20 protein-coding genes and 2 pseudogenes are annotated in these 21,986 nt (G+C 66.5%); 14 read left to right on the forward strand and 8 right to left on the reverse strand.

From position 1 onward, the window contains the following. Positions 1 to 121: 121 nt before the first annotated feature. Together ACX5I6_RS11480 and ACX5I6_RS11485 are read left to right on the forward strand one after the other, a co-directional pair. Positions 122 to 1,103 (forward strand): annotated as a pseudogene (locus tag ACX5I6_RS11480) (LysR family transcriptional regulator). Next, complete coding sequence (locus ACX5I6_RS11485; protein ID WP_461840555.1) at positions 1,100 to 2,047, forward strand: N-acetylglucosamine kinase; 948 nt, start codon at positions 1,100 to 1,102, stop codon at positions 2,045 to 2,047. Before ACX5I6_RS11480 ends, ACX5I6_RS11485 begins: the two are co-directional and overlap by 4 nt. On the opposite strand, the gene ACX5I6_RS11490 is transcribed toward ACX5I6_RS11485, so the two are convergent. Further along, positions 2,044 to 3,063, reverse strand: coding sequence for a pirin family protein (locus ACX5I6_RS11490; RefSeq protein ID WP_461840556.1), 1,020 nt, complete (start codon positions 3,061 to 3,063; stop codon positions 2,044 to 2,046). The two genes, ACX5I6_RS11485 and ACX5I6_RS11490, sit on opposite strands and share 4 nt — an antisense overlap. A 228-nt stretch (positions 3,064 to 3,291) precedes the next feature. Here ACX5I6_RS11490 and ACX5I6_RS11495 point away from each other — a divergent pair, with 228 nt between their 5' ends. The 6 genes from ACX5I6_RS11495 (at position 3,292) to ACX5I6_RS11520 (ending at position 9,202) form a co-directional block, all read left to right on the forward strand. Further along, entirely contained in the window at positions 3,292 to 4,392 is a 1,101-nt protein-coding gene (locus tag ACX5I6_RS11495) for an ABC transporter ATP-binding protein (RefSeq protein ID WP_018760344.1), read from the forward strand. Continuing rightward, the gene (locus ACX5I6_RS11500; RefSeq protein WP_018760343.1) at positions 4,392 to 5,117 is read left to right on the forward strand and encodes an ABC transporter permease; all 726 of its coding nucleotides are present in this window, start codon (positions 4,392 to 4,394) and stop codon (positions 5,115 to 5,117) included. The genes ACX5I6_RS11495 and ACX5I6_RS11500 overlap by 1 nt, the downstream gene beginning before the upstream one ends. Continuing rightward, a complete protein-coding gene (locus ACX5I6_RS11505) occupies positions 5,114 to 5,860 on the forward strand; it encodes an ABC transporter permease (protein WP_461840557.1) in 747 nt (248 codons plus the stop codon). The genes ACX5I6_RS11500 and ACX5I6_RS11505 overlap by 4 nt, the downstream gene beginning before the upstream one ends. Beyond that, the gene (locus ACX5I6_RS11510; RefSeq protein ID WP_461840558.1) at positions 5,857 to 6,819 is read left to right on the forward strand and encodes an ABC transporter substrate-binding protein; all 963 of its coding nucleotides are present in this window, start codon (positions 5,857 to 5,859) and stop codon (positions 6,817 to 6,819) included. Before ACX5I6_RS11505 ends, ACX5I6_RS11510 begins: the two co-directional genes overlap by 4 nt. A 142-nt stretch (positions 6,820 to 6,961) precedes the next feature. Further along, a complete protein-coding gene (locus ACX5I6_RS11515; RefSeq protein ID WP_018760340.1) occupies positions 6,962 to 8,182 on the forward strand; it encodes a pyridoxal phosphate-dependent aminotransferase in 1,221 nt (406 codons plus the stop codon). A 51-nt stretch (positions 8,183 to 8,233) separates the two neighbouring features. Next, positions 8,234 to 9,202 (forward strand): polyphosphate kinase 2 family protein, encoded by a 969-nt coding sequence (locus ACX5I6_RS11520; RefSeq protein ID WP_461840559.1) that lies wholly within the window; start codon positions 8,234 to 8,236, stop codon positions 9,200 to 9,202. Here the strand turns inward: ACX5I6_RS11520 and ACX5I6_RS11525 are convergent. Both ACX5I6_RS11525 and xseA read right to left on the reverse strand, forming a co-directional pair. Further along, positions 9,107 to 9,325 (reverse strand): exodeoxyribonuclease VII small subunit, encoded by a 219-nt coding sequence (locus tag ACX5I6_RS11525; RefSeq protein ID WP_018760338.1) that lies wholly within the window; start codon positions 9,323 to 9,325, stop codon positions 9,107 to 9,109. The genes ACX5I6_RS11520 and ACX5I6_RS11525 overlap by 96 nt on opposite strands. Beyond that, a complete protein-coding gene (gene xseA / locus ACX5I6_RS11530) occupies positions 9,322 to 10,656 on the reverse strand; it encodes an exodeoxyribonuclease VII large subunit (RefSeq protein WP_461840560.1) in 1,335 nt (444 codons plus the stop codon). Before xseA ends, ACX5I6_RS11525 begins: the two co-directional genes overlap by 4 nt. Positions 10,657 to 10,816: 160 nt before the next feature. Between xseA and ACX5I6_RS11535 the strand changes: the two genes are divergently transcribed. Together ACX5I6_RS11535 and ACX5I6_RS11540 are read left to right on the forward strand one after the other, a co-directional pair. Then, on the forward strand, positions 10,817 to 11,665 hold the full coding sequence (locus tag ACX5I6_RS11535) for a hypothetical protein (protein WP_461840561.1): 849 nt from the start codon (positions 10,817 to 10,819) through the stop codon (positions 11,663 to 11,665). 9 nt (positions 11,666 to 11,674) lie between these two features. Beyond that, positions 11,675 to 12,755, forward strand: a pseudogene (locus ACX5I6_RS11540) (4-hydroxy-3-methylbut-2-enyl diphosphate reductase). A 117-nt stretch (positions 12,756 to 12,872) separates the two neighbouring features. Here ACX5I6_RS11540 and ACX5I6_RS11545 read toward each other — a convergent pair. Next, the gene (locus tag ACX5I6_RS11545) at positions 12,873 to 14,099 is read right to left on the reverse strand and encodes a DNA recombination protein RmuC (protein ID WP_026264274.1); all 1,227 of its coding nucleotides are present in this window, start codon (positions 14,097 to 14,099) and stop codon (positions 12,873 to 12,875) included. A 90-nt stretch (positions 14,100 to 14,189) separates the two neighbouring features. Between ACX5I6_RS11545 and ychF the strand changes: the two genes are divergently transcribed. Next, positions 14,190 to 15,275, forward strand: coding sequence for a redox-regulated ATPase YchF (gene ychF / locus ACX5I6_RS11550; protein ID WP_026264273.1), 1,086 nt, complete (start codon positions 14,190 to 14,192; stop codon positions 15,273 to 15,275). Positions 15,276 to 15,406: 131 nt separating this feature from the next. On the opposite strand, the gene ACX5I6_RS11555 is transcribed toward ychF, so the two are convergent. Genes ACX5I6_RS11555 through ACX5I6_RS11565 form a run of 3 tightly spaced genes read right to left on the reverse strand, consistent with a single transcriptional unit; the run spans position 15,407 to position 17,436 of the window. Continuing rightward, the gene (locus ACX5I6_RS11555; RefSeq protein ID WP_461840562.1) at positions 15,407 to 16,174 is read right to left on the reverse strand and encodes an SCO1664 family protein; all 768 of its coding nucleotides are present in this window, start codon (positions 16,172 to 16,174) and stop codon (positions 15,407 to 15,409) included. Further along, positions 16,174 to 16,719, reverse strand: a complete 546-nt coding sequence (locus ACX5I6_RS11560; protein ID WP_285320018.1) for a DUF3090 domain-containing protein — start codon at positions 16,717 to 16,719, stop codon at positions 16,174 to 16,176. The genes ACX5I6_RS11555 and ACX5I6_RS11560 overlap by 1 nt, the downstream gene beginning before the upstream one ends. Positions 16,720 to 16,743: 24 nt before the next feature. Continuing rightward, entirely contained in the window at positions 16,744 to 17,436 is a 693-nt protein-coding gene (locus ACX5I6_RS11565; protein WP_461840563.1) for a histidine phosphatase family protein, read from the reverse strand. 110 nt (positions 17,437 to 17,546) lie between these two features. Here ACX5I6_RS11565 and ACX5I6_RS11570 point away from each other — a divergent pair, with 110 nt between their 5' ends. Continuing rightward, positions 17,547 to 17,798 (forward strand): DUF1272 domain-containing protein, encoded by a 252-nt coding sequence (locus ACX5I6_RS11570; RefSeq protein WP_081624095.1) that lies wholly within the window; start codon positions 17,547 to 17,549, stop codon positions 17,796 to 17,798. A 37-nt stretch (positions 17,799 to 17,835) separates the two neighbouring features. On the opposite strand, the gene ACX5I6_RS11575 is transcribed toward ACX5I6_RS11570, so the two are convergent. Beyond that, positions 17,836 to 18,303: a hypothetical protein gene (locus tag ACX5I6_RS11575; protein WP_461840564.1), complete on the reverse strand. Its 468-nt coding sequence runs from the start codon at positions 18,301 to 18,303 to the stop codon at positions 17,836 to 17,838. An 85-nt stretch (positions 18,304 to 18,388) separates the two neighbouring features. Here ACX5I6_RS11575 and ACX5I6_RS11580 point away from each other — a divergent pair, with 85 nt between their 5' ends. Further along, a complete protein-coding gene (locus ACX5I6_RS11580) occupies positions 18,389 to 20,020 on the forward strand; it encodes a cryptochrome/photolyase family protein (RefSeq protein ID WP_461840565.1) in 1,632 nt (543 codons plus the stop codon). A 91-nt stretch (positions 20,021 to 20,111) separates the two neighbouring features. Next, on the forward strand, positions 20,112 to 21,872 hold the full coding sequence (locus ACX5I6_RS11585) for an ABC transporter family substrate-binding protein (protein ID WP_461840566.1): 1,761 nt from the start codon (positions 20,112 to 20,114) through the stop codon (positions 21,870 to 21,872). Positions 21,873 to 21,986 lie beyond the last annotated feature (114 nt).

Raw genomic sequence — 21,986 nt, forward strand, 5'->3', positions numbered from 1 at the left:
ATGCATCCAATGCATGTTTTATGTCAAACTCATAGCAAAATCGAATCTGCCCACCAGGTGCGCCGCCCCGCTGGCCGCTCCGAGGACAGGCGCTCCCCGGCGGGCGAGGAAGGAAGCGGAAGTGGAACCGGACCGCAAGCAACTGGCGCAGCCTGCCGCTTCTTCCGGTCCTGGCCGAACTCGGCCGGACCGAGCACGTCACGGAGACCGCTGAGCTTCTGGGCATACCCCAGTCAACGGTGAGCCGGGCGCTGGCCCGGGCAAGTGCCGCCGTCGGCACCGAGCTCCTGGTGAGGGATGGCCGAGGCGTCCGCCTGACCCCAGCCGCGCGCACGCTCCTGCCCTACATCGAGCAGGCGCTCGCGGAGTTCCAGGCCGGATTGGATCTGGTGCGCAATGAGTCCGAGGTGGTCCGCGGGACGGTTTCCGTGTCCTTCCAGCACACCTTCGGCGAGGCCACGCTGCCCCTGCTGATCAGCACCTTCCGCGCCCGGCATCCCGGGACCGGGTTCCGGCTGAGCCAGGGCGCAAGGGACTTCTGCATTGAGGAACTGGCAGCAGGGGAAGCCGACCTTGCCCTCACGGCTCCGGTTGCCGCCCCTGGACGCACTCTCGATTCGGCGGCGCTGTACCGTGAGCCGCTCCGGCTGGTGGTCCACCATGCCCACCCGCTGGCGCGGCAGCGGACGGCCCGGCTGGCCGACATCAGGACCGAGCCATTCGTAGCGCTCGGCCCAGGCTATGGTCTGCGCTCCCTGACGGACGCCCTGTTCCGGGACGCCGGGTTCCGGCCGCGCATCGCCTTCGAAAGCCAGGACTCCCACACAGTCCGCGGGCTCGTCTCAGCCGGGCTCGGCGTCGGCATCCTGCCACCCGCCGCAGGGGCACCGGGCTGGACAGGCCGCCCCAAAACCGGAGACCTCGGTTGGGTGGAAGTACCGCTGGATTCCCGGCTGGCCTTCCGGGAGGTCGGCGTCAGCTGGCGGCGCAGGAAACCCGGCGCCGAGCCTGCGCCGGCACGCTTGTTCCGCGAACTGGTGGTGGCCGAAGGCCCGGGCCTGGTGGCCGGCCTGGCCACCCGGGCAAGTACCCTTGTGACGTGACGAACACCCAGAACACCCCCACCACCCACGCCGGGCCCGCTGACAATCCCGCCAATCCACTGCACGGCATCACGATCGGGCTGGACATCGGCGGCACCAAGACGCATGGCGTCCGCTTCGAGGACGGCATCCCCGTCGCCGACGAGTCCGCCGGAAGCTCCAACGTCCAGAACGTCACCCGGGATGAGGCAGCCCGCAACCTGGCGGACCTCTTCGCCCGGATCGGAGCCGGCCCCGTGGCACGGGTATACGCCGGATCCGGTGGCATCGACACCGACCAGGACGCCGCCGCCCTTGCCGGCCTGATCCAGCCCCTCGTCCCGGGGGCTACCGTCACCGTTGTGCACGACTCGCGCCTCCTGCTCGCCGCCGGGCGGGCCGCAACAGGAGTGGCGGTCATTGCGGGCACCGGCTCGGCCGCCTGGGGACGCAATGCCGACGGCGGCGAGGCCAGGGCAGGCGGTTGGGGCTACCTTCTCGGGGACGAAGGCAGCGGTTATTGGCTGGGCAGGGAAGCGGTGCGGCACAGCCTGCGCCGGATGAACCAAGGACTGCCGATCGATCAACTCACTTCCGCCCTGCTCAAGAGCTGCGGACTGGACCACCCGAACAAGCTCATAGCACTGTTCCACTCACCCGAAACCGGGAGGCGGTTCTGGGCGCAGCAGGCCAGGCACGTCGTGGAGGCGGCGGCAGAAGGACACGCGGACAGCGCAGCCCTGCTGGAACAGGCCGGCAAGGACCTTGCCGCGCTGGCCGGCCAGGTGCTGGGACAGTTGGGACTCCACGGTCCGGTGATCCTTGGCGGCGGCCTGGGCATGAACGTGGTGCCCCTGCAGGAGGCCTTCCGCCGGAATTTGGCCGACGCCGGAGTCACGGACGTCAGGGTCCTGGACCAGGAACCTGTCTTCGGTGTGCTGGAGCTGGTGGCCCGGCCCGCCTAGTCCACGGTGCGTTTCCGGGGCGTCAGCCGGACCCCCGGAAGGGGCGGGGCCGGGATGCGGCCGGCTTCGGCCCCGGCATCCGGCCCGTGTCCGTGCACCAGGCCGTAGCGGGCGCCGGCGGCCATGGCGTCCGGAAGTGTTGCCTGGGCCTCCCAGTCCCCGCGGGCCTGTTCCACTTCCTCGTGCGTGCGGCCCACGAAGTTCCACCACATCAACAGTTCCTCGCCGAAAGGCTCACCGCCGATCAGCAGGAATCGGGTGCCCGGGCGTGCCTGGACCTCCAGTTCGCTCCGCCCGGCGCCCAGGTAGCCCAGCGGCCCCGCAGGCAGATCCTGCCCGTCCACCGCCAGGCCGCCGTCGAGCACCAGGACACCGTGCTCAAAGTCCGGGTTCAGCGGCAGAACCGCGTCCCCTTCACAGGCGACGTCTGCGCCCACAATTGGCGAATACATCGTGGCGGGAGACACCACGCCGCCAAACTCACCCACCATGACCGTGGCTGAGAACCCGCGGCCATCCGCCACCGGCAACTCCCGGTGTTGTTCGAAGGCAGGCGCCCGGTGCCGGTGGGCATCGGGAAGCGCAACCCAAAGCTGCAGGCCCCGCTGCAGCGGCAACCCGCCGCCGTCGGCAGGAAGCACTGCGAACTCGGAGTGCGACACCCCGTGCCCGGCAGTCATGATGTTCAGCTCTCCAGGCCGAACAACCACGTCACTGCCCACGCTGTCCCGGTGCCGGATATGTCCTGCCAAGGGCCACGTCACGGTCTGCAGCCCGATGTGGGGATGGGGAAGGACCGACATCGCTGTCCGGTCCGGACCAAAACTGTCCAGGAAGCACCATGCCCCGATCGTCGGCAACCCGCGCTGCGGCAATGTGCGTTTGACGTTCATGGCGCGCACCCCGCCCAGCGGCACCTCGCGCTCCGGCCATAACTGCAGGCAGGGTCCGGATCTCCCTTCCGCCGGGGCCGGGGGACAGATTTCCTGCTGGGGTGAAACTTCCAAATTGGTCACGCCTCCACTTTAGGCGGGCCCCGGCCGGCCGGACATGCTCTTTCCCGCCCGGATACCCATCCGCCCCCGCCGCGGCACCGAATGGTCACAGTAGGGATTCCTTTGTGGGGTTTGGGGCCAGATCTGGTGAACCCGGCCCCTGATTGGGTTACCGTAACTATCAGCGTGCTGATGGCAAAGTCGCGGTGCTGGGATCAGCCCGTCCGAGAGAACAGGTAAGTCCGCACCATGGACCAGGCGATGATCGAGTTCCAGAGCGTCACCAAGCAGTACCCGGGCGGCCAGCCTGCCGTGGACGGGTTGTCCATGTCCATCGCCAAGGGCACCATCACCGTCTTCGTCGGTCCCTCCGGTTGCGGCAAAACGACCTCGCTCCGGATGATCAACCGCATGGTGGAACCAACCTCGGGAACCATCACGGTGGACGGCAAGGACGTCACCTCCGTTCCGGCAGCGGAACTGCGCCGCTCCATGGGCTACGTCATGCAGTCCGCGGGGCTGCTGCCGCACCGGTCGGTCCTGGACAACATCGCCACCGTCCCCCGGCTGAACGGTGTCTCAAAGGCTGACGCCCGCAAACGCGCCTCGGAACTCCTGGACGTTGTGGGCCTTGCGTCGTCCCTTGGCAAGCGCTACCCCTCCCAGCTCTCCGGCGGGCAGCAGCAGCGCGTCGGCGTTGCCCGCGCCCTCGCAGCAGACCCACCGGTGCTCCTTATGGACGAGCCGTTCAGTGCCGTGGACCCCGTGGTGCGTGACGAACTCCAGCAGGAACTGCTGCGCCTGCAGAAAGACCTCGCCAAGACCATCGTCTTCGTCACCCACGATATTGACGAGGCCACCATCCTCGGGGACAGGGTGGCCGTCTTCGCTACCGGCGGCAAACTGGCCCAATACGCTACTCCGGAGGAGATCCTGCGGGCGCCCGCCAACAATTTCGTCGCCTCCTTCGTGGGGCGCGACCGCGGCTTCCGCCACCTTGGGTTCACCCCGTCCGACGGCGTGGTCCTGCACCCCGTGCCGACAATTATCCGGGGCGCCCAGGGAAACGTGTCGGACCACGGCGCGGCCGGGGGCTGGCAGCTGGTGGTGGATGCGGACAAGCGGCCCCTGGGATGGTCGGCACCCGGCACCGAAACTGAACTTGTTCCCGGCGGGTCGCTGTTCCGCCCCGGCGAGAGCCTGCGGCGGGCCTTGGACGCGGCCCTGTCATCGCCGTCGGGCCTTGGTGTTGCCGTGGACCCCGACGGCCGGGTGCTGGGGGTAGTCCGCGGCGGCGAGGTCCTGGCACTGATCGAGGAAGCGCGGCAGCTGCGGCAGGCGGCACTCTGATGGAGTGGTTCCTGGCCAACAGCGGCATGGTCTTCGAGCGCGGCGGCCAGCACCTGGTCCTGGCGCTTGTTCCCATGGTCCTGGGCCTGGTGATCTCCGTTCCGCTCGCCCAGCTGGCCAGGCAGAGTGGTGCGCTGCGCTCTGTGGTGCTGACGGCGTCGTCGCTGCTGTACACCATTCCCTCGCTGGCACTGTTCATCATCCTCCCCACCATCCTGGGCACCCGCATCCTGGACCCCGTCAATGTCGTGGTGGCGCTCACCATCTACGCTGTGGCGCTGCTGGTTCGCGCGGCGCTGGACGCCTTCGACTCGGTGGACGCCGAGGTCAGCCAGGCCGCCCAGGCCATGGGATTCAAGCCGCTGGCACGCTTCCTGAAGGTCGACCTGCCGCTCTCCCTTCCGGTGATGTTCGCCGGGTTGCGCGTCGTGTCCGTCAGCAACATCTCCCTGGTCAGCGTTGCCGCCCTGCTGGGGGTCGGCAACCTGGGCATGCTCTTCACTGACGGGCTCCAGCGCGACTTCGTCACCGAGGTGGTGGTGGGGATCGTCGCCATCCTGGTCCTGGCGCTGGTCATGGACGCCCTCCTCGTCCTGCTGGAACGTGTCCTCACACCGTGGGAACGGACGGGCAAACGGCGCGGACGCGGGGACGGCGGCAGCCACACCGAGGCATCAACCGCCGCAGGCCCCCTCGCCGCAAGCGGGACGGGAGGGGGAGCATGAGCAACGTCATCTCGGACACCGTTGCCTGGCTCGCCGACCCGATGCACTGGTCCGGAAGCATGGGCATCCCCACCCGCGTGGTCGAGCACCTTCAGTACACCGGGCTGGTCATGCTGATCGCCACCGCCATCGCGGTCCCGGTTGGATTGTTCGTTGGCCATACCGGGAGGGGGAGGGTGGCTGTGGTGGCCCTGGCAGGTGCGCTGCGGGCCCTGCCCACCCTGGGCCTGCTGATCCTGTTCGTGCTGCTGGCCGGCATTGGGCTGATGCCCCCGATCTGGGCCCTGGTAATCCTCACCGTCCCACCGCTCCTGGCCGGGACGTACGCCGGTATCTCCAGCGTGGACCGCAACGTGGTGGACGCCGCAAGGGCCATGGGCATGACCGAACTGCAGGTCCTGTTCCGGGCCGAACTGCCCAATGCCCTGACGGTCATGTTCGGCGGCTTCCGGACCGGCGTGCTGCAGGTGATCGCCACGGTTTCCGTGGTTGCCTACATCAACCTTGGAGGCCTGGGCCGCTACCTCTTCGACGGCCTGGTCCTGAGCGACTTTCCCCAGATGCTGGCCGGTTCACTGCTCATCGCGGTCCTGGCCATCGCCGTGGACCTGGTCCTGTCCCTATTCCAGAGGCTGTTCCTGGCAACAGGCACCTCGAAGCAGTCCCACCGCAGCCAGGAGGCTGCGGTTGATCTCACAGACCCCGTGGTTGCGGAGACTGTTGTACAAGGAGGTAAGTCATGAAAGATAGCCGTCCCCCACGCCTCGGCAGGCGGGCCTTCGGCGGCCTGGCCGCCGGGCTTGGCCTCGCAGTGGCGTTGTCCGCCTGCGGTGGTTCGTCCAATCCGCTGAGCAACGCACCGGCATCCAGCGGCGGCGCCTCCGGCGCGGCAACGTCCCTGGTGGTTGGTTCCGCTGATTTCCCGGAGAGCCAAATCATCGCCGAACTGTATGCCGGCGCCCTGAACGCCAACGGAATCACCGCCACCACCAAACCGAACATCGGCTCCCGCGAGGTCTACTTCAAGGCAGTCCAGGACGGTTCCGTGGACGTGGTGCCGGACTACAGCGGCAACCTGCTGCTCTACGTCAACAAGGAAGCCACCGAGGTTTCCGCCGGCGACATCGCCAAGGCACTGCCGGGCAAGCTCCCGGACGGCCTGGCCGTGCTCGACGCGTCCAAGGCCGAGGACAAGGACGCCATGGTTGTCACCAAGGCAACGGCGGAGAAATACCAGCTGAAGTCCATCGAAGACCTTGCCAAGGTCTGCAGCGACATCGTGGTGGGTGCTCCGGCCACGTTCGGTGAGCGCGCATACGGCCTGCCGGGCCTGAAGAAGAACTACAACTGCGTGCCCAAGAAGCTGGAGCCCTTCAGCGACGGCGGCGGCCCGGTGACGCTCAAGGCGCTCCTTGAGAACCAGGTTCAGGTGGCCGATATCTACACCACCACGCCTTCGATCGCCGACAACGACCTGGTGGTGCTTGAGGATCCGAAGAACAACTTCATAGCCCAGCAGGTCCTGCCGCTGTACAACAAGGCGAAGATGACGGACAAGGCAAAGCAGGCCCTGAACTCCGTGTCCAGCATCCTCACCACCGATGACCTCATCAACCTGAACCGGGCTGTCAGCGGCAGCCAGAAGCAGGATGCCAAGACGGCAGCAGCCGCCTGGCTCAAGGACAAGGGCATCGTCAAGTAACAGCCCGCCCTTCCCCTCCCGGCCGGGGAGGAGCAGGTGATCACGACGGCGGCTGCCGGACTTCCAAAGGTCCGGCAGCCGCCGTCGTGCGTGTGGCGGAGGTCTCAACGGTGATGCATCCTTCCTGTGGCATATTTGAGGGATGGCAGAATTCAGGCAGTCCACGAAGCTCAACAACGTCCTCTATGACATCCGTGGACCGATCCTGCAGGCCGCCCAGCAGATGGAAGCGGAGGGCCACAGGATCCTCAAGCTGAACATCGGCAACCCTGCGCCGTTCGGATTCGAGGCCCCGGACGCCATCCTCGTGGACATGATCCGCCACCTGCCCCACGCCCAGGGCTACAGTGACTCCCGCGGCATCTTTTCCGCACGCACCGCCGTGTCGCAGTACTACCAGACCCGCGGTATCCAGAACATCCACGTTGATGACATCTACCTTGGCAACGGCGTCAGCGAGCTCATCACCATGTCCCTGATGGCGTTGCTGGATTCCGGTGACGAGGTCCTCATTCCCACGCCGGACTACCCGCTCTGGACCGCCTCCGTGGCGCTCGCCGGCGGCAAACCGGTCCACTACCTGTGCGATGAGGAGTCCGGCTGGCAGCCGGACCTTGAGGACATGGAAGCGAAGATCACGCCCCGCACCAAGGGAATCGTGGTGATCAACCCCAACAACCCCACCGGCGCCGTCTACCCCGAAGCCACGCTGAAGCGCATCGTGGAGCTGGCCGAGAAGCACGGGCTGGTGATCTTTGGCGACGAGATCTACGAGAAGATCCTCTACGAGGACGCCGTCCACGTGAACCTCGCCAAGCTCACTGGCGACGACGTCCTTTGCCTGACCTTCAGCGGCCTGTCCAAGGCGTACCGGGTGTGCGGCTACCGGGCCGGGTGGATGGCCATCTCCGGGCCCAAGAAGGAAGCCGCCGACTACCTGGAAGGCATCAACCTGCTGGCCAACATGCGGCTCTGCGCCAACGTCCCGGCCCAGCACGCCATCCAGACCGCACTCGGCGGCTACCAGAGCATCAACGACCTCATCCTTCCGGGCGGCCGCCTGCTGGAACAGCGCAACAAGGCCTACGACATGCTGAACGCGATTCCGGGTGTCAGCACGCAGCAGGCAAGGGGCGCGCTGTACCTGTTTCCGCGCCTTGACCCGGAGGTCTACCACATCAGGGATGACGAGAAGTTTGTCCTTGACCTCCTGAGGGAACAGAAGATCCTGGTGTCGCATGGCCGTGCATTCAACTGGGTGCGGCCGGACCACTTCCGCATGGTCACGCTGCCGAATGTGAAGGACATTGAGGAAGCCATCGGCCGGATGGGGGACTTCCTAAGCCGGTACCAGGGGAACTAGCCTGTGGTCACGGGCGCACCGCGTCCGTGAACCTCCCAGGGAAGGACCCCCGTGGCCAGCATTGTCGGTTTCGACCAGCACCCCTCTGACACCCTGCGCGTTGGCAAGGGATTTTCCCTGGCCGCGGTGGACCCTGACGCCACTCCGGGCTACGGCGGCAACAAAGCTGACGGCGAAGCGCTGCTGGCTGACCTGGACGGGAAGCTCACGGAGCTGCAGGAGAAGCTGTTCGCGGAGTCACGGTTCGGCGGGAAGAAGCGGATCCTGCTGGTCCTGCAGGCGATGGACACCGCAGGCAAGGGCGGCATCGTCAACCACGTCATGGCCACCATGGACCCCCAAGGCGTCCAGTTCAAGGCGTTCAAGGCCCCCTCCGAGCAGGAGAAGTCCTACGATTTCCTCTGGCGCATCGAGAAGGAGGTGCCGGCGGCCGGTATGGTGGGGATCTTCGACCGCTCCCATTACGAGGACGTCCTCATCCACCGGGTCCACAATTGGGCCACGCCGGAAGAGATCACCCGGCGCTACCGGGCCATCAACGAATTCGAGGGACGCCAGGCCGACGCCGGCACCAGGATCGTCAAAGTGATGCTCAACATCAGCAGGGATGAGCAGAAATCCCGGCTGTTGGCCCGCCTGGACAATCCTGCCAAGCACTGGAAGTACAGCAGCGGTGACTTGAAGGAGCGGGCCTTCTGGGACGACTACATGGCGGCCTACCAGGCCGCCTTTGACGCAACCAGCACGGCGGCGGCCCCTTGGTATGTGGTTCCGGCCAACAAGAAGTGGTATGCCCGGATCGCCGTGCAGCAATTGGTGATGTCGGCACTGTCCGATCTTCGCCTGGAGTGGCCCAAAGCAGAGTTCGACGTGGACATTGAACGGGAAGCTCGTGGCCCGGTCCTGACGGGCGGCTGCGGCGGCTTAGAGCGGCTGGTCGCGCGCGGCTGCCAACCTCTTCCGTGCGCCCTCCAGCCACTCCTCGCAGCGTGCGGCCAGCGCCTCTCCGCGCTCCCATAATGCCAGGGATTCTTCGAGGCTTGCCCCTCCTGCTTCCAGCCTGCCCACCACCGCGATGAGCTGTTCCCGGGCGTCCTCGTAGCTCAGCCCCGCGACGTCCGGCTCCGGTTTTTGTTCGGTCATGCCTTCTCTTCCAATCCTTGCTGGTGGTCTGGTTTGCCTGGTTGCAGCAGCCCGGTGGAGGTGGCGCCAAACCGGCCCTCCGCCACCCGGATGGACAAAGCGGAGCCCGCCGGCGCCTCAGCAGGGCGGCGGACGACGGCGTGCCCGGACGCTGCGATCCGGGCGCTCTGGTCACCTGCCAGTTCGACGACGGCGTACCCCCGGTCGAGCGTCTTCTGCGGTGACAGTGCGCGCACTTGGGCCTTCAGGTGCTCCAGCTGGTCCGCCGCCCGCACCACCGTGGAATTCACGGCCGCCGAGGAGCGCCGCAGCAGCCGCTCCATTTCCTCGGCGCGGACGGAAACCATGCCCTCGGGTGCTGCCATCACGGGCCGCGAGTGGAGTGCGGCCAGGCGGTCCGACTCCCGGTCCACCAGCCGTTCCATGCAGCGCCGCAGCTGTTCCCGCGCCTGGCGGACGCCTGCCAGTTCTTCGGAGACTTCCGGAACGATCCGCTTGGCAGCGTCCGTAGGCGTGGAGGCCCGAAGATCGGCAACGTAGTCCAGCAGCGGGCGGTCCGCCTCATGCCCGATGGCACTGACCACGGGAGTTGCCGCAGCGGCCACCGCCCGGACCAGGTCCTCGCTGTTGAACGGCAGGAGGTCCTCCAGGGCGCCACCGCCCCGGGCAATGACAATGACGTCAACCTCCGGCAGCCCGTCCAGTTCACGAAGTGCCCTGACAACCTGGGACACGGCGGTGTTGCCCTGCACCGCCACTTCGCGGATCTCGAACTCCACAGCCGGCCACCGCAATGCCGCGTTGCGCAGGATGTCTTTCTTCGCGTCCGAGTCGCGGCCGGTGATCAGGCCGATGCGGTGCGGCAGCAACGGCAGGGGCTTCTTCCGCGAATCGGCGAACAAGCCTTCCGCGGCCAGGGCCTGGCGCAGCCGTTCGATCCTGGCCAGAAGGTCGCCCAGGCCGACTGGACGGATGTCCCGGACCAGCATGTTCAACCGTCCGGTCTTCATCCAGAACTCGGGCTTCAGCAGTGCAACCACCCGTGAGCCCCGCTCGAGCGGAAGGTTCTGCCGCTCCAGCACTTTCGTCCAGACGGACGCCGGCAGCGATACTTCCGCGTCAACGTCGCGAAGGGTGATGTACGCGTTGGTGCCCCGGCGGTTCAGTTCGATGACCTGGCCTTCCACCCACGCCGACGGGGTCCGGTCGATGTGCGCCTTCAGCTTCTGCGACAACAGTTGCAGAGGCCAGGGATTGTCCGGGCTGGTTTCCGCTGCGGTGGCCGGCAATGTGGTGGGCGCGGCACCCGGAAGGGACGCCTCGTCAGACATGCGGACGCCGGTGCGGGGCTGGTGCTGCGGGCATGGTGTCCTTCAACTGTTGTGGGCGGTCAATCAACCTTATCCAAAAGGTCTAGCACCCGGGGCTGACAGGGACGGCCAGCGGGCCTGCCTAGGATGGAGTGAGGCCCCCAACCCCGAAGGACCTGCCGTGCGCACTTTCATTTCCGCCCTCGCCGCCGTGCTGGGCATCCTCCTGGCATCCGTCGCCGTCCCCGCCATGTGGGTGGACCGGAACATCATCCAGGAAGACGGATTTGTCCGGCTTGCGGCGCCCCTTGGCAAGAACGCGGACTTCCAGAAGAAACTCGCTGCCGCGGCCGTGGGAACGATCGATACCGGTTCGGTTCCCGGCGCCCTGTCCGGGCTGGTCGACTCGGTCCTGGAGAAGGCCGCGGAGTCCCTGACCCAGCTTCCCGGCTACCCCGCAGCGTGGGAGGAGACCCTTCGCAGGAGCCACCGCCTGAATTTTGCCAGCCCGGCCGGGGAGGCCGGCAACGTTCCGGCGTCGTCGATCACCCTTGACGTGGCCCCGTTGGTTGCCCTCGGTTCGGAGGAAATCTCCCGCACCACCCGGCTTCCCCTCTCCCCGCCGGACCAAACGTTGATCAACGTCGGCCAACCCGCACAACGCGAGTGGGCGGAGCGGCTGGCCACCTACGCTCCCATGGGCTACATCGCCGCCATCGGCGCCGGCATTGCGTTCCTGTTGGCACTCGTCGCAGCCCGCCGCCGCTGGACCGTGCTGTTCGCTGCGGGCCTTGGCAGCCTGGCCCTCGCCGGGCTCTGGTCGCTCGGAACGCAACTGGGATCGGCCCGTGCCGCGGCCACAGACACGGGCAGTTCGGTGGCCAACATGTTCCGCGACGAATTCGTGGGCGTGGCAACGGCTGACTTCCAGGCCTGGATCGGTGCCACGGCGGTGACCGGCGCGGTCCTGCTGGCAGCGGGGATTGTGACGTTGTTCGCCTCCCGGAAACGGGTGCGGGCCAGCCGGTAGCATGGAGGGATGACCACCTCGGCTGTACCCCTTTCGATGCCAACCGTTCCGCGCCGGCGCCGCTCGCCCCAGGAAGTGGCGGCCGCGGCCCCCGTGAACGGAACCAAGAAGGTGCTGCTGGCCGCCCCGCGCGGCTATTGCGCCGGTGTTGACCGGGCAGTGATCGCCGTCGAGAAGGCGCTGGAGCACTACGGCCCGCCCGTGTATGTCCGCAAGCAGATCGTCCACAATGTCCACGTGGTCAGCTCGCTCGAGGAAAAAGGCGCCATCTTCGTGGACGAGACTGACGAAGTCCCGGAGGGCGCGCTGGTGATCTTCTCCGCCCACGGCGTTTCCCCGGCCGTCGTCGAATCGGCGGAGAGCCGCGGACTGCGCACCATCGATGCCACCTGCCCCCTGGTCACCAAGGTGCACAAGGAAGCCGTCCGCTTCGCCAAGGACGACTTCGACATCCTCCTGATCGGCCACGACGGCCACGAGGAAGTGGAAGGCACCTCCGGTGAAGCGCCGGACCACATCCAGATCATCAATGGGCCCCACGAAGTGGACAAAGTGACCGTCCGCGATCCGGAAAAGGTCATCTGGCTGTCCCAGACCACCCTCAGCGTCGACGAGACCATGGAAACCGTCCGGTTGCTCAAGGACAGGTTCCCCACCCTGCAGGATCCGCCCAGCGATGACATCTGCTACGCCACCACAAACCGGCAGGTGGCCATCAAGAAGATCGCACCCAAGGCGGACCTGGTGATCGTGGTCGGTTCCGCCAACTCCTCCAACTCCGTCCGGCTGGTGGAGGTGGCGCTGGAATACGGCGCCAAGGCCTCGTACCGGGTGGACTTCGCGAACGAGGTTGACGAAACCTGGTTCGAAGGCGTCGCCACCGTGGGCGTCACGTCCGGGGCCTCAGTTCCGGAGGTCCTGGTGCAGGACGTCCTGCGGCTGCTGGCCGACTATGGCTACGGTGCGGTGGAAGAAGTGGTCACCGCCGAGGAGGACCTGCTGTTCTCGCTGCCCAAGGAGCTTCCGTGCAACCCTCAAGGAAGCCGGCGACGTCAGCCGCGCCCTGGGCGGCCGCCGTACCCGCAGCTGACCACCCCCGCGGGCGAGGACCCATCACAGCAGGCGGACGGCAGCAGGCAACAGCGTGAAGGAAGGGCCGGGCAGTTTCAATGAAACTGCCCGGCCCTTCCAGCATCTCCGACGGTCCTCAGGCCGCTTCGTCATCACCCTGGAGTTCGGGTGCCACCAGCGCGCGCGGGGTTGCCTCCACCAGGGCCGGGGTGACGAGGCCTGAATCTTCCAAGGTGTTGAGCTTCCGGGCCGTGGGCAGGATCCGCGCTTCCAGGGTCCCCACCATGGCGTTGTAGCGATCCACCGACGACTTCAGGGACGAGCCGAGCTTCCCGACGTTCTCACCCAGCGTTCCCATCCGGTCGTACAGCTGCCGCGCGAGCTCGAACAGTTCGCGTGCGCTGTCCGTCAGGACGTCCTGGCGCCAGGTGAACGCCACGGACTTCAGTACCGCAAGCAGCGTACTCGGCGAGGCGAGGACCACGTTCCGCGACAACGCGTAGTCCAGGAGTCCGGCGTCTGCCGTCAGTGCCGCGGCAAGAATCGATTCCGCGGGAATAAAGCAGACCACCAGCTCCGGCGAATTCCCCGGGATGTCCCAGTACTTCTTGGTGCCCAGAGCGTCCACATGCGCCCTCAACGCCTTGGCGTGCGCCGCCAGCAGCGCCTGGCTGCGGGCGTCATTCCCGGACCGCGCCACGGACGGCTGGACCGTGCGGGGATCCACCACACCGAGATCCTGGGCCTCCAGGTAGGACGACAACGGCACCTTGGCGTCCACCACCAGTTGTTTCCCGCCCGGCAACTGCACCACCAGGTCGGGGCGGACGGACGAATCGTGCCCCGCACTGTGGGCCTGCTCCACGAAGTCCACGTGGCGGAGCATCCCCGCAGCCTCCACGACCCGCCGAAGCTGTACCTCGCCCCATTGGCCCCTGGCGCTGTTTGACCGCAAGGCCGATTCCAGCGCGTGCGTGGAGCGGATCAGCTGCTCGTCGGACAGCCGGGCTTCCTGCAATTGCTGTGCCAGCTGGCCGTACTGTTCCACCCGGTCCCGTTCCAGGAGCGCCACCTGCTGCTGGACCGCGGACAGCTTTTCCGCCACCGGGGCCAGGGCGCGCAGCACGCTGCCGTCCTGCGTCCGTGCCTCACCGAGGTCACGGTTCTGGGCAGCCAAAAGCCGCCGCTCGGCGTCGGCCGCTGCCAGCTGGGCCGTCACCTCCGAAAGCCGGGACGAGACCGCGTCAAAGTCCGCCTCCAGCCCGCGGGAGTTCCTGCGCAGCAGGACATACATGGCCGCGGCACCGGCAAGTGCACCCAGCAGCAACATCAGAAGGGCCAGAATCAAGGCAAAAGCATCCATGGCTTCACTGTTGCACGGGCCTCCGACAATCACGGCCAGTGACATCCCCGGGTACTGGCCGGAGGGACCCGGCGGGTAGAATCAATGCTCGTGGCTCTTACTATTGGCATCGTCGGACTGCCCAACGTCGGCAAATCAACCCTTTTCAACGCACTGACCCGCAACCAGGTGCTCGCGGCGAACTATCCGTTCGCCACGATCGAGCCCAACGTCGGAGTCGTAAACCTGCCGGACCCGCGGCTGGAGAAGCTGGCTGCCATCTTCGGCTCCCAGCGCGTGCTTCCCGCCGCCGTGTCCTTCGTCGACATCGCCGGCATCGTCAAGGGCGCCTCGGAGGGCGAAGGGCTGGGAAACCAGTTCCTGGCCAACATCCGCGAGGCTGAGGCGATCGCCCAGGTGGTCCGCGTGTTCGACGATCCCGACGTCATCCACGTCGACGGCAAGGTGGACCCCCGGTCCGACATGGAGACGATCAACACCGAGCTGATCCTCGCCGACCTGCAGACCATTGAAAAGGCCGTCCCGCGGATCGAAAAAGAAGTCAAGATCAAGAAGCGCGAAGCCGCCGAACTGGCCGCCGTGAAGGCTGCCCAGGCGGTGCTGGAACGTGGCGACACGATCTTCTCCTCGATCAAGAGCGACAAGCTGGAGATGGAGCACCTGAAGGAACTCGGCCTGCTGACCGCCAAGCCCTTCATCTACGTCTTCAACGCCGACGAGGGAATCCTCGGAAGCCCCGAGAAGCAAGCCGAGCTGCGCGCCTTGGTGGCCCCGGCCGACTGCATCTTCCTTGACGCAAAGCTGGAATCTGACCTCGTCGAACTGGATGAGGCAGAAGCCCGCGAGATGCTCGAAATGAACGGCCAGGACGAATCCGGCCTCGACCAGCTCGCCCGTGTTGGCTTCCACACCCTGGGGCTCCAGACCTACCTCACCGCCGGGCCGAAAGAAACCCGCGCCTGGACCATCCGGCAGGGCGATACGGCACCTCAGGCCGCCGGTGTCATCCACTCCGATTTCCAGCGCGGGTTCATCAAGGCCGAGGTGGTGTCCTTCAACGACCTCGTTGAAGCAGGCTCCATGGCCGAGGCAAAATCCCGCGGCAAGGTCCGGATCGAGGGCAAGGAATACGTCATGGCCGACGGCGACGTGGTGGAGTTCCGCTTCAACGTCTAGTCCAGGGGCGCCGGTGCGATGGCTGCGAAGAACGATGGTTCTTGGCGGCCTTCGTTCTTTGGTCTCCGGTTGGCGGGCATACTGCGGCCACCCTCATGCCCGATGGCTGCGAAGCATCCGGGGGAAGTTCCTCAGAACAGCGGCCAAGGTACCGCCGACATTTCGCCGCTCGGAGCCGGAAACCGCCCCGTCTGGCGCAACCGGGCGCAGCGGGCGGCGAGCGATGCGATTTCTTCGGCGCTGATCAGGTCCGCCAGGTCCCGGCCCAGTTCGCCGTCAAGTCCCGCGCTGACACGGTCGACGCCGGCGCGCTCCTCGGCGGTCAGGGCCTCTCCCAGCCATCCCCACAGCACTGTGCGGAGCTTGTGGTCGCTGTGAAAGGTGAGCCCATGGTCCACGCCGTGCCGGTGTCCGCGCGGCATGGCAAGGATGTGGTCGCCCTTGCGGTCGGCGTTATTGACGATGATGTCGAACACTGCCATGCGCCTGAGGGCCGGCGAGTCTTCGTGGACCAGCGCGACCATCCGTCCACGCTCGTCCTGTCCCTCGAGGATTTGTTTCCAGCCCGTCTCCGGCACCTGCTCCGTAGCGACCAGGTCCACGGGGCTCTGGGCGGGGTCCCGCTCCTGCCAGAGCTGGACCATCCCTTCGCCCATCGGACCATCGCGCAGCCAGGTGCGGGGCACGATGTCCCAGCCCAGGACCTGCGAGACCCGGTACGCGGCCACCTCCCTGCGGGCCAGGGATCCCGCGGGAAAATCCCCCAACGGCCGCTCGCCTGCAACCGGCTTGTAAACGACGGCCACGTCGCCGATGCTGCCCAGGAACGTAGCGTTTGATGCCGTCGTGATGCGGCCGGTGAGAGTCAGCTCGGCGGCCAGCAGGTCCGGCGCCGGCATCAGGCCTCGGGAAGGGTGCAGGTGTGCCCGTCGGCGTCTATGGGGTAGCCGCAGATCGGGCACGCTGGACGTCCGGCGCCCACGATCTCACGGGTCCGCTTGGCGAAGGCACGGGCGGTGCCGACAGGCATCCGCACCACCAGCATTTCCGACTCGTCGGAGTCCTCGTCAAACGATTCGTCGTCGTCATCGGCATCGGTAATGGGATGCGCCTCAATCACCACCTGGGCCGTGCTGGGGTCCCACCCCAAGCTCATGGCCCCGGTGCGGAACTGTTCCTGGACGGCCTCAAGCTGGTCGTTGTCGACAAGTTCAGGGGGCGTGCCAGTGGGAATGCTGAAGGGATTGCCCTCGACGGTGATGAGCTGGTCGAGGATTTCGTCGATCTTCTCCGCAAGCAGGGCGGACTGCTGCTTCTCCATGGCGATACTCACCAGCTGCGCCCCTGCCCGTACCTGAAGGTAGAACGTACGCGCCCCCGGCAGGCCAATGGTGCCAACAACCACCCGGTCAGGCCAGTCAAACTCGTGAACACGTGTAGGCATGTCAGTATTCTAGGCACATGGGGTTCACGGCGCCTTGTGCCCCGCGCCGCCGCCTACAGGAGCGTCGACGGCGTCCATGCCCTTCGACAACCACGACAGGTCGCCGGCATCGGTGTTGGTGGCGTAGACGCTCGGCCGGTTGGCACCGTAGCGCACGATCGATACGGACGCGGGACCGACGTTAATCCGCTGGAACAGATCAAGGTGCATGCCGAGCGCGTCAGCGAGGATTGACTTGATGATGTCGCCGTGGCTCACCGCTGCCCAGACGGCCCCCGGCCCGTACTCGGCTTCGAAGGCTGCGTCGTGGCGTCGGACAGCTGCCACCGACCGGGCCTGCATCCCGGCCATGGCTTCGCCGCCCGGAAAGACGACGGCGGACGGTTGCGACTGCACGACCGGCCACAGTGCGTCTGTTGCGAGTTCGCTGAGCAGGCGGCCCTGCCACCGGCCGTAATCGCACTCGGTGAGATCCGGATCGGTCGGCGCATGCGGCGCACCGGCCTGGCGGTCCAGGATGAACCGGGCGGTCTGCAGGCACCGCTCAAGCGGACTGGACACCACGCCGACCAACGGCACCGGCGCGAGCCGGTCCGCGGTCAGTGCGGCCTGGTCCCGTCCGAGCTGGTCCAGGCCGACGCCGGCCGCCCGGCCGGCCAGCAGCCCCGTGGCATTGGCAGTGGTGCGGCCATGCCGCACGAGAATAACGGTCGCCATGCACCCAGCCTATCCACCCTGAACATTATTCATGGGCAGCGGCCGTCCGGGAGTTCGGCCTTAAGGTGTGACCGGGCGTTCGTGCGGGTCCCGTTGGCTAGAGTGGTCGGATGCTTGAGATCCGTCCCAATTGCGAATGTTGCGACCGCGACATTGCGCCTTCCGACCCCGCCTACATCTGCACCTTTGAATGCACGTGGTGCCCGGACTGCGTCGAGCGCTTTCCCAACAGGTCATGTCCCAACTGCGGTGGCGACCTGCAGCGGCGGCCTGTCCGCCCCGCGGCAGCCCTGGTCAACAATCCGGCGAGTACGGTCAGGGTGGTGTCGCCCAGTTGCCTCCAGCAAACCGCCCGTACCTGAGGCCGGCCGGGAGCAGAACGGGTGCAGGCCTTGGCGGTCAGCCTTCCTTGACGTCCCTGGCAAGCAGGACCAGGGAAGGTATTCCGGCGAACACTGCCGGAATTACCAGAAGCACGCCGTACTCGGGAACCAGGGCAGACGCGGCGCCTGCAGCGATACTTGCCGTCAGGGCAGCAGAAAGGGACAACCGCAGTGGCTTGCGCTCATCCCTCGGATTGAAGAAACGGAACCCCCCGAGGCCGGCGGTGACAACAGCGCAGGCAACGACGACGATGGACAGCACCCCGGCCGTCGTTCCTGGAGAATCCTTGAGCCGGTCAATGAGGACAACCGGGACTGTGAGCATCCAGCCGCCGAGAAGCAATGCCAGGACGCAACCGGCCAGCCGTCCCTTCGGCACCGGTTCCAAGGCGGACAACTGTTCTGTCGGCAGGTCCGCCTGCCGGACGCGGCGATGGGCTGCCGGTGGTGGCGGCTGTGACGGCCGTGCGGTGTTTTCAAGCATTTCTTCCCCCAATGTCATTGCCTGACGTCCGCCCACCCTACCGCCGGCGGCCCTGGCCGAAACCGAGGCACCATAGGGTTTCCCCATGACTGATGGACCACGCCTGCGCCTCGTCCTGCCCCATCAACTCTTCGAGAAGCATTGGGAGGAGACGGGCACGGACACCGTCTTCGTCCTCATCGAACATGACCTCTACTACCGCCAGTACGCCTTCCACTCCCACAAACTGGTGCTGCACCGCGCGTCCATGGCCAGGTTTGCCCGCACTCTGCGCGGGCTCGGCTACGACGTGGTGGTCCTCCCCAGCGACCGGACCCGGACGTCACGTGTCCAGCTTGCCGAGCTGGTCAGGCGACGGCGTCCGCAGTCCGTTACCTGCTTCGACGTCGTGGATGACTGGCTCGAGCAAGACCTCGCTGCGGGACTGGCCGACGGCGGGTACCGGCTGCGCGCCGAAGACGTGCTCGAGACGCCGAACTTCCTGACCACCCGCACGCAGATCGACGACTGGTTCTCCCATAACCGGCCACGGATGCAGGACTTCTACATCTGGCAACGCCGGCGGCTGGACATCCTGGTCGATAACGGCGAACCGGCCGGCGGAAAATGGTCCTTCGACGCAGAGAACCGCAAGAAGCTTCCCCGCGGGCATGTTCCACCCACCGTCAGCCGCTTCAGGGACCACCCCGCTCTCCAGCAGCAAGGCGCGTTCGACCTTGATGCGCTGACCGAGCCCTCCCTCCCGGCCGGAAGCCGGCACACCGACGACGCATCCCGCGAAGTCGGCTTCGCGATTGATTGGGTGGCGCAGGAATTCCCGGATGCCCCGGGCGACCCGCACCTGTTCGCCTGGCCTACGACGACACGGGAGGCCCGCCAACATCTGCAGGAATTTGTTTCAGAGCGACTGGGCGGCTTCGGACCCTACGAAGACGCGATCTCCGCCGAGCATCCGTTCATCAACCACGGCCTCCTTACCCCGGTCCTGAACATCGGCCTGCTTGATCCGCGCGAAGTCCTGGACGCTGCCTTGGACGGCGCCGACGACAACACTTCACTGGCCTCCCTTGAAGGATTCGTGCGGCAGGTCATCGGCTGGCGCGAGTACATGCGCGCCACCTATCGGGTGCGTGGGCGGCGGATGCGGACCGCCAACCTGCTCAACCACCGGAACCGCCCCGGTGCGGGCTGGTGGGACGCCAGGACCGGGCTGGCGCCCGTGGACCTTGTCATATCGCGCGTGCTTGCCACCGGCTACGCCCACCACATCGAACGGCTGATGGTGCTGGGCAACGCCATGTCCCTGCTGCGGATCCACCCTGACGAGGTCTATGCGTGGTTCATGGAGATGTTCATCGACGCCTACGACTGGGTAATGGTCCCTAATGTCTACGCCATGAGCCAATTCGCGGCCGGGGCCGACATCACCACCAAACCCTATGTCTCGGGCAGCAACTACCTCCGGAAGATGTCGGACCTGCCGGCGGGGGAGTGGATGGCTGACTGGGACGGGTTGTACTGGTCGTTCATCGATGACCACCGTCCGGTCTTCGAGCGGAATCCGCGCTCGCGGATGGTTGTGTCTTTGTGGGACCGGATGGATCCGGCGCTCAAGGACAGCCACCGGACCCGTGCCCACGGGCTGCTGGATGACCCCGGCCGGGAGCGGCTGGTCCGGAAGCCCCCGTTTATGGGGGAGGGGGACAGGATTCGATGACTGGGCAGCGGCACCGCGTATCCTGATTTCACCGGGCGTGTTCGTGGCGGCCCGTTGCCCTCCGGAGAGGGAAAAACACAAAGGAGGCGGCATGCCGGTCAGGCAGCTGATGCAACTGCTCACTGCTGCGGTGGCGGCCGCCCTGATTTTGTCCGGTTGCTCCGGCGGGGGTGCCCCGTCGGTGGTGGTCGGGGAAGCCAAGCGCGGTGGCAGCGTGACCGTCGCGGAAGTCAACGCCTTCTCCTCCTTCAACCCCTACAGCGCAAACGGCAACACCGACATCAACACAAAGATCGGCGCCATTACGCACTCCGGTTTCTTCTTCCTCGATGACAGCTCCAAGGTGGTCCGCAACGACAAGTTCGGGCACTACGAAAAGGTTTCGGACCAGCCCCTCAAGGTGAAATACACGGTCAACGAGGGAGTCAAGTGGTCCGACGGTGCTCCGGTGGGCGCCGCCGACCTGCTCCTGAGCTGGGCCGCCGGATCCGGCTATTTCGACGACGTCGACCCCGGCACCGGGAAGGGCACCAAATACTTCGCAACAGCCTCCAACGCCACGGGCCTGGCAGGTACGGCCTTTCCGGAACTCGGCTCGGACGGCAGATCCATCACCCTCGAGTACGCCGCGCCGTACGCCGACTGGGAAGTGGCATTCGACGTCGGGCTCCCGGCCCATGTGGTCGCGGCCAAGAGCGGGCTCACCGACGAGGGAGACCTGGTAGACCTCCTGAAGGACACTCCGCGCGGCAATCCTGAGAAGCCCGTGACCATTGCGGCGCTCAAGAAGGTCAGCGACTTCTGGAACACCGGGTTCGACACGAAGAAAATTCCGGATGATCCGGCGCTGTACCTCTCGAGCGGCCCCTACATCGTCCGGGACATCGTCCCGGAGGTTTCCATGAAACTGGTCCGGAACCGGGATTACACGTGGGGCCAGGAACCCTGGCTGGACGAGATCAACGTCCGGTTCACCGGTGCCGTGCCCGCCGCCGTCGATGCCCTGCGCAACGGGCAGGCGGACATCATCTCGCCACAGCCATCCGCTGCCACCGATGCGCTGCTGACGGGCCTGTCCGGGCAGGGCATCACCGTGCAACGCTACAAGCAGGCGGGCTACGACCACCTGGACCTGAACTTTGCCGGGCCGTTCAAGGACAAGGACGTTCGCGAGGCCTTCCTCAAAACGGTTCCCCGGCAGGACATCGTGGATGCCGTGCTGGGCGGCCAGGCGCCGGACAACAAGCCACTGGATTCGCAGGTCTTCCTTCCGGACCAGCCCAAATACGCCGACACCGTGAAGAAGAACGGTTCCTCGGATTACGCCGCAGTGGACATCGACGGCGCCCGGAGCCTCCTGAAGGGGGCCACGCCCACCGTCCGGATCCTGTACAACCGGGACAACCCGAACCGCGCCAAGGCCTTCACCCTGATCCGGGACTCGGCCCAACGTGCGGGCTTCCGCGTCGAAGACGGCGGCCAGGCCAGCGCAGACTGGGCCGCAGCGCTCAGCCGCGGCGGCTATGACGCGGCGTTGTCCGGGTGGATCGGCACCGAGGCGGGAGTCAGTCGGGTGCCGCAGATCTTCCGCACCGGGGGCGGCAGCAACTTCACGGGCTATTCCGACGCCGATGCGGACAAGGTGATGGCGCAACTGGCCGTCACCACCGACCTTGGGAAACAGGACGAGCTCCTCGCCGACATCGACAGGCACGTCTGGGAGGACGCCTACGGCCTGCCCCTCTACCAGACCCTGGGCACCACCGCATTCAACTCCCGGGTGGCCGGCGTGAAAACCAGCCCCGGTCCTGTGGGTGTCTGGTGGAACGTCTGGGACTGGCGGCTGGCCTAGGCCGGGCAGCCCCTTCGCTGCGGGCGGACCCGCCGGAACGTGAACGATCACGGCCCCGATTCGCCGTCTGGCGTACCGACGAGTAGCATGTGACGTGCGTAACTGCCCACCACT

This window comes from Arthrobacter sp. MMS24-T111 (genome assembly GCF_054888995.1).

Excerpts from the sequence above, each read along its gene's own strand:
- ACX5I6_RS11495 (WP_018760344.1), top strand. The coding sequence starts at position 3,292 with ATGGACCAGGCGATGATCGAGTTCCAGAGCGTCACCAAGCAGTACCCG.
- ACX5I6_RS11500 (WP_018760343.1), top strand. The coding sequence starts at position 4,392 with ATGGAGTGGTTCCTGGCCAACAGCGGCATGGTCTTCGAGCGCGGCGGC.
- ACX5I6_RS11505 (WP_461840557.1), top strand. The coding sequence starts at position 5,114 with ATGAGCAACGTCATCTCGGACACCGTTGCCTGGCTCGCCGACCCGATG.
- ACX5I6_RS11510 (WP_461840558.1), top strand. The coding sequence starts at position 5,857 with ATGAAAGATAGCCGTCCCCCACGCCTCGGCAGGCGGGCCTTCGGCGGC.
- ACX5I6_RS11515 (WP_018760340.1), top strand. The coding sequence starts at position 6,962 with ATGGCAGAATTCAGGCAGTCCACGAAGCTCAACAACGTCCTCTATGAC.
- ACX5I6_RS11525 (WP_018760338.1), bottom strand. The coding sequence starts at position 9,325 with ATGACCGAACAAAAACCGGAGCCGGACGTCGCGGGGCTGAGCTACGAG.
- xseA (WP_461840560.1), bottom strand. The coding sequence starts at position 10,656 with ATGTCTGACGAGGCGTCCCTTCCGGGTGCCGCGCCCACCACATTGCCG.
- ACX5I6_RS11545 (WP_026264274.1), bottom strand. The coding sequence starts at position 14,099 with ATGGATGCTTTTGCCTTGATTCTGGCCCTTCTGATGTTGCTGCTGGGT.
- ACX5I6_RS11555 (WP_461840562.1), bottom strand. The coding sequence starts at position 16,174 with ATGCCGGCGCCGGACCTGCTGGCCGCCGAGCTGACTCTCACCGGCCGC.
- ACX5I6_RS11560 (WP_285320018.1), bottom strand. The coding sequence starts at position 16,719 with ATGCCTACACGTGTTCACGAGTTTGACTGGCCTGACCGGGTGGTTGTT.
- ACX5I6_RS11565 (WP_461840563.1), bottom strand. The coding sequence starts at position 17,436 with ATGGCGACCGTTATTCTCGTGCGGCATGGCCGCACCACTGCCAATGCC.
- ACX5I6_RS11570 (WP_081624095.1), top strand. The coding sequence starts at position 17,547 with ATGCTTGAGATCCGTCCCAATTGCGAATGTTGCGACCGCGACATTGCG.
- ACX5I6_RS11575 (WP_461840564.1), bottom strand. The coding sequence starts at position 18,303 with ATGCTTGAAAACACCGCACGGCCGTCACAGCCGCCACCACCGGCAGCC.
- ACX5I6_RS11580 (WP_461840565.1), top strand. The coding sequence starts at position 18,389 with ATGACTGATGGACCACGCCTGCGCCTCGTCCTGCCCCATCAACTCTTC.
- ACX5I6_RS11585 (WP_461840566.1), top strand. The coding sequence starts at position 20,112 with ATGCCGGTCAGGCAGCTGATGCAACTGCTCACTGCTGCGGTGGCGGCC.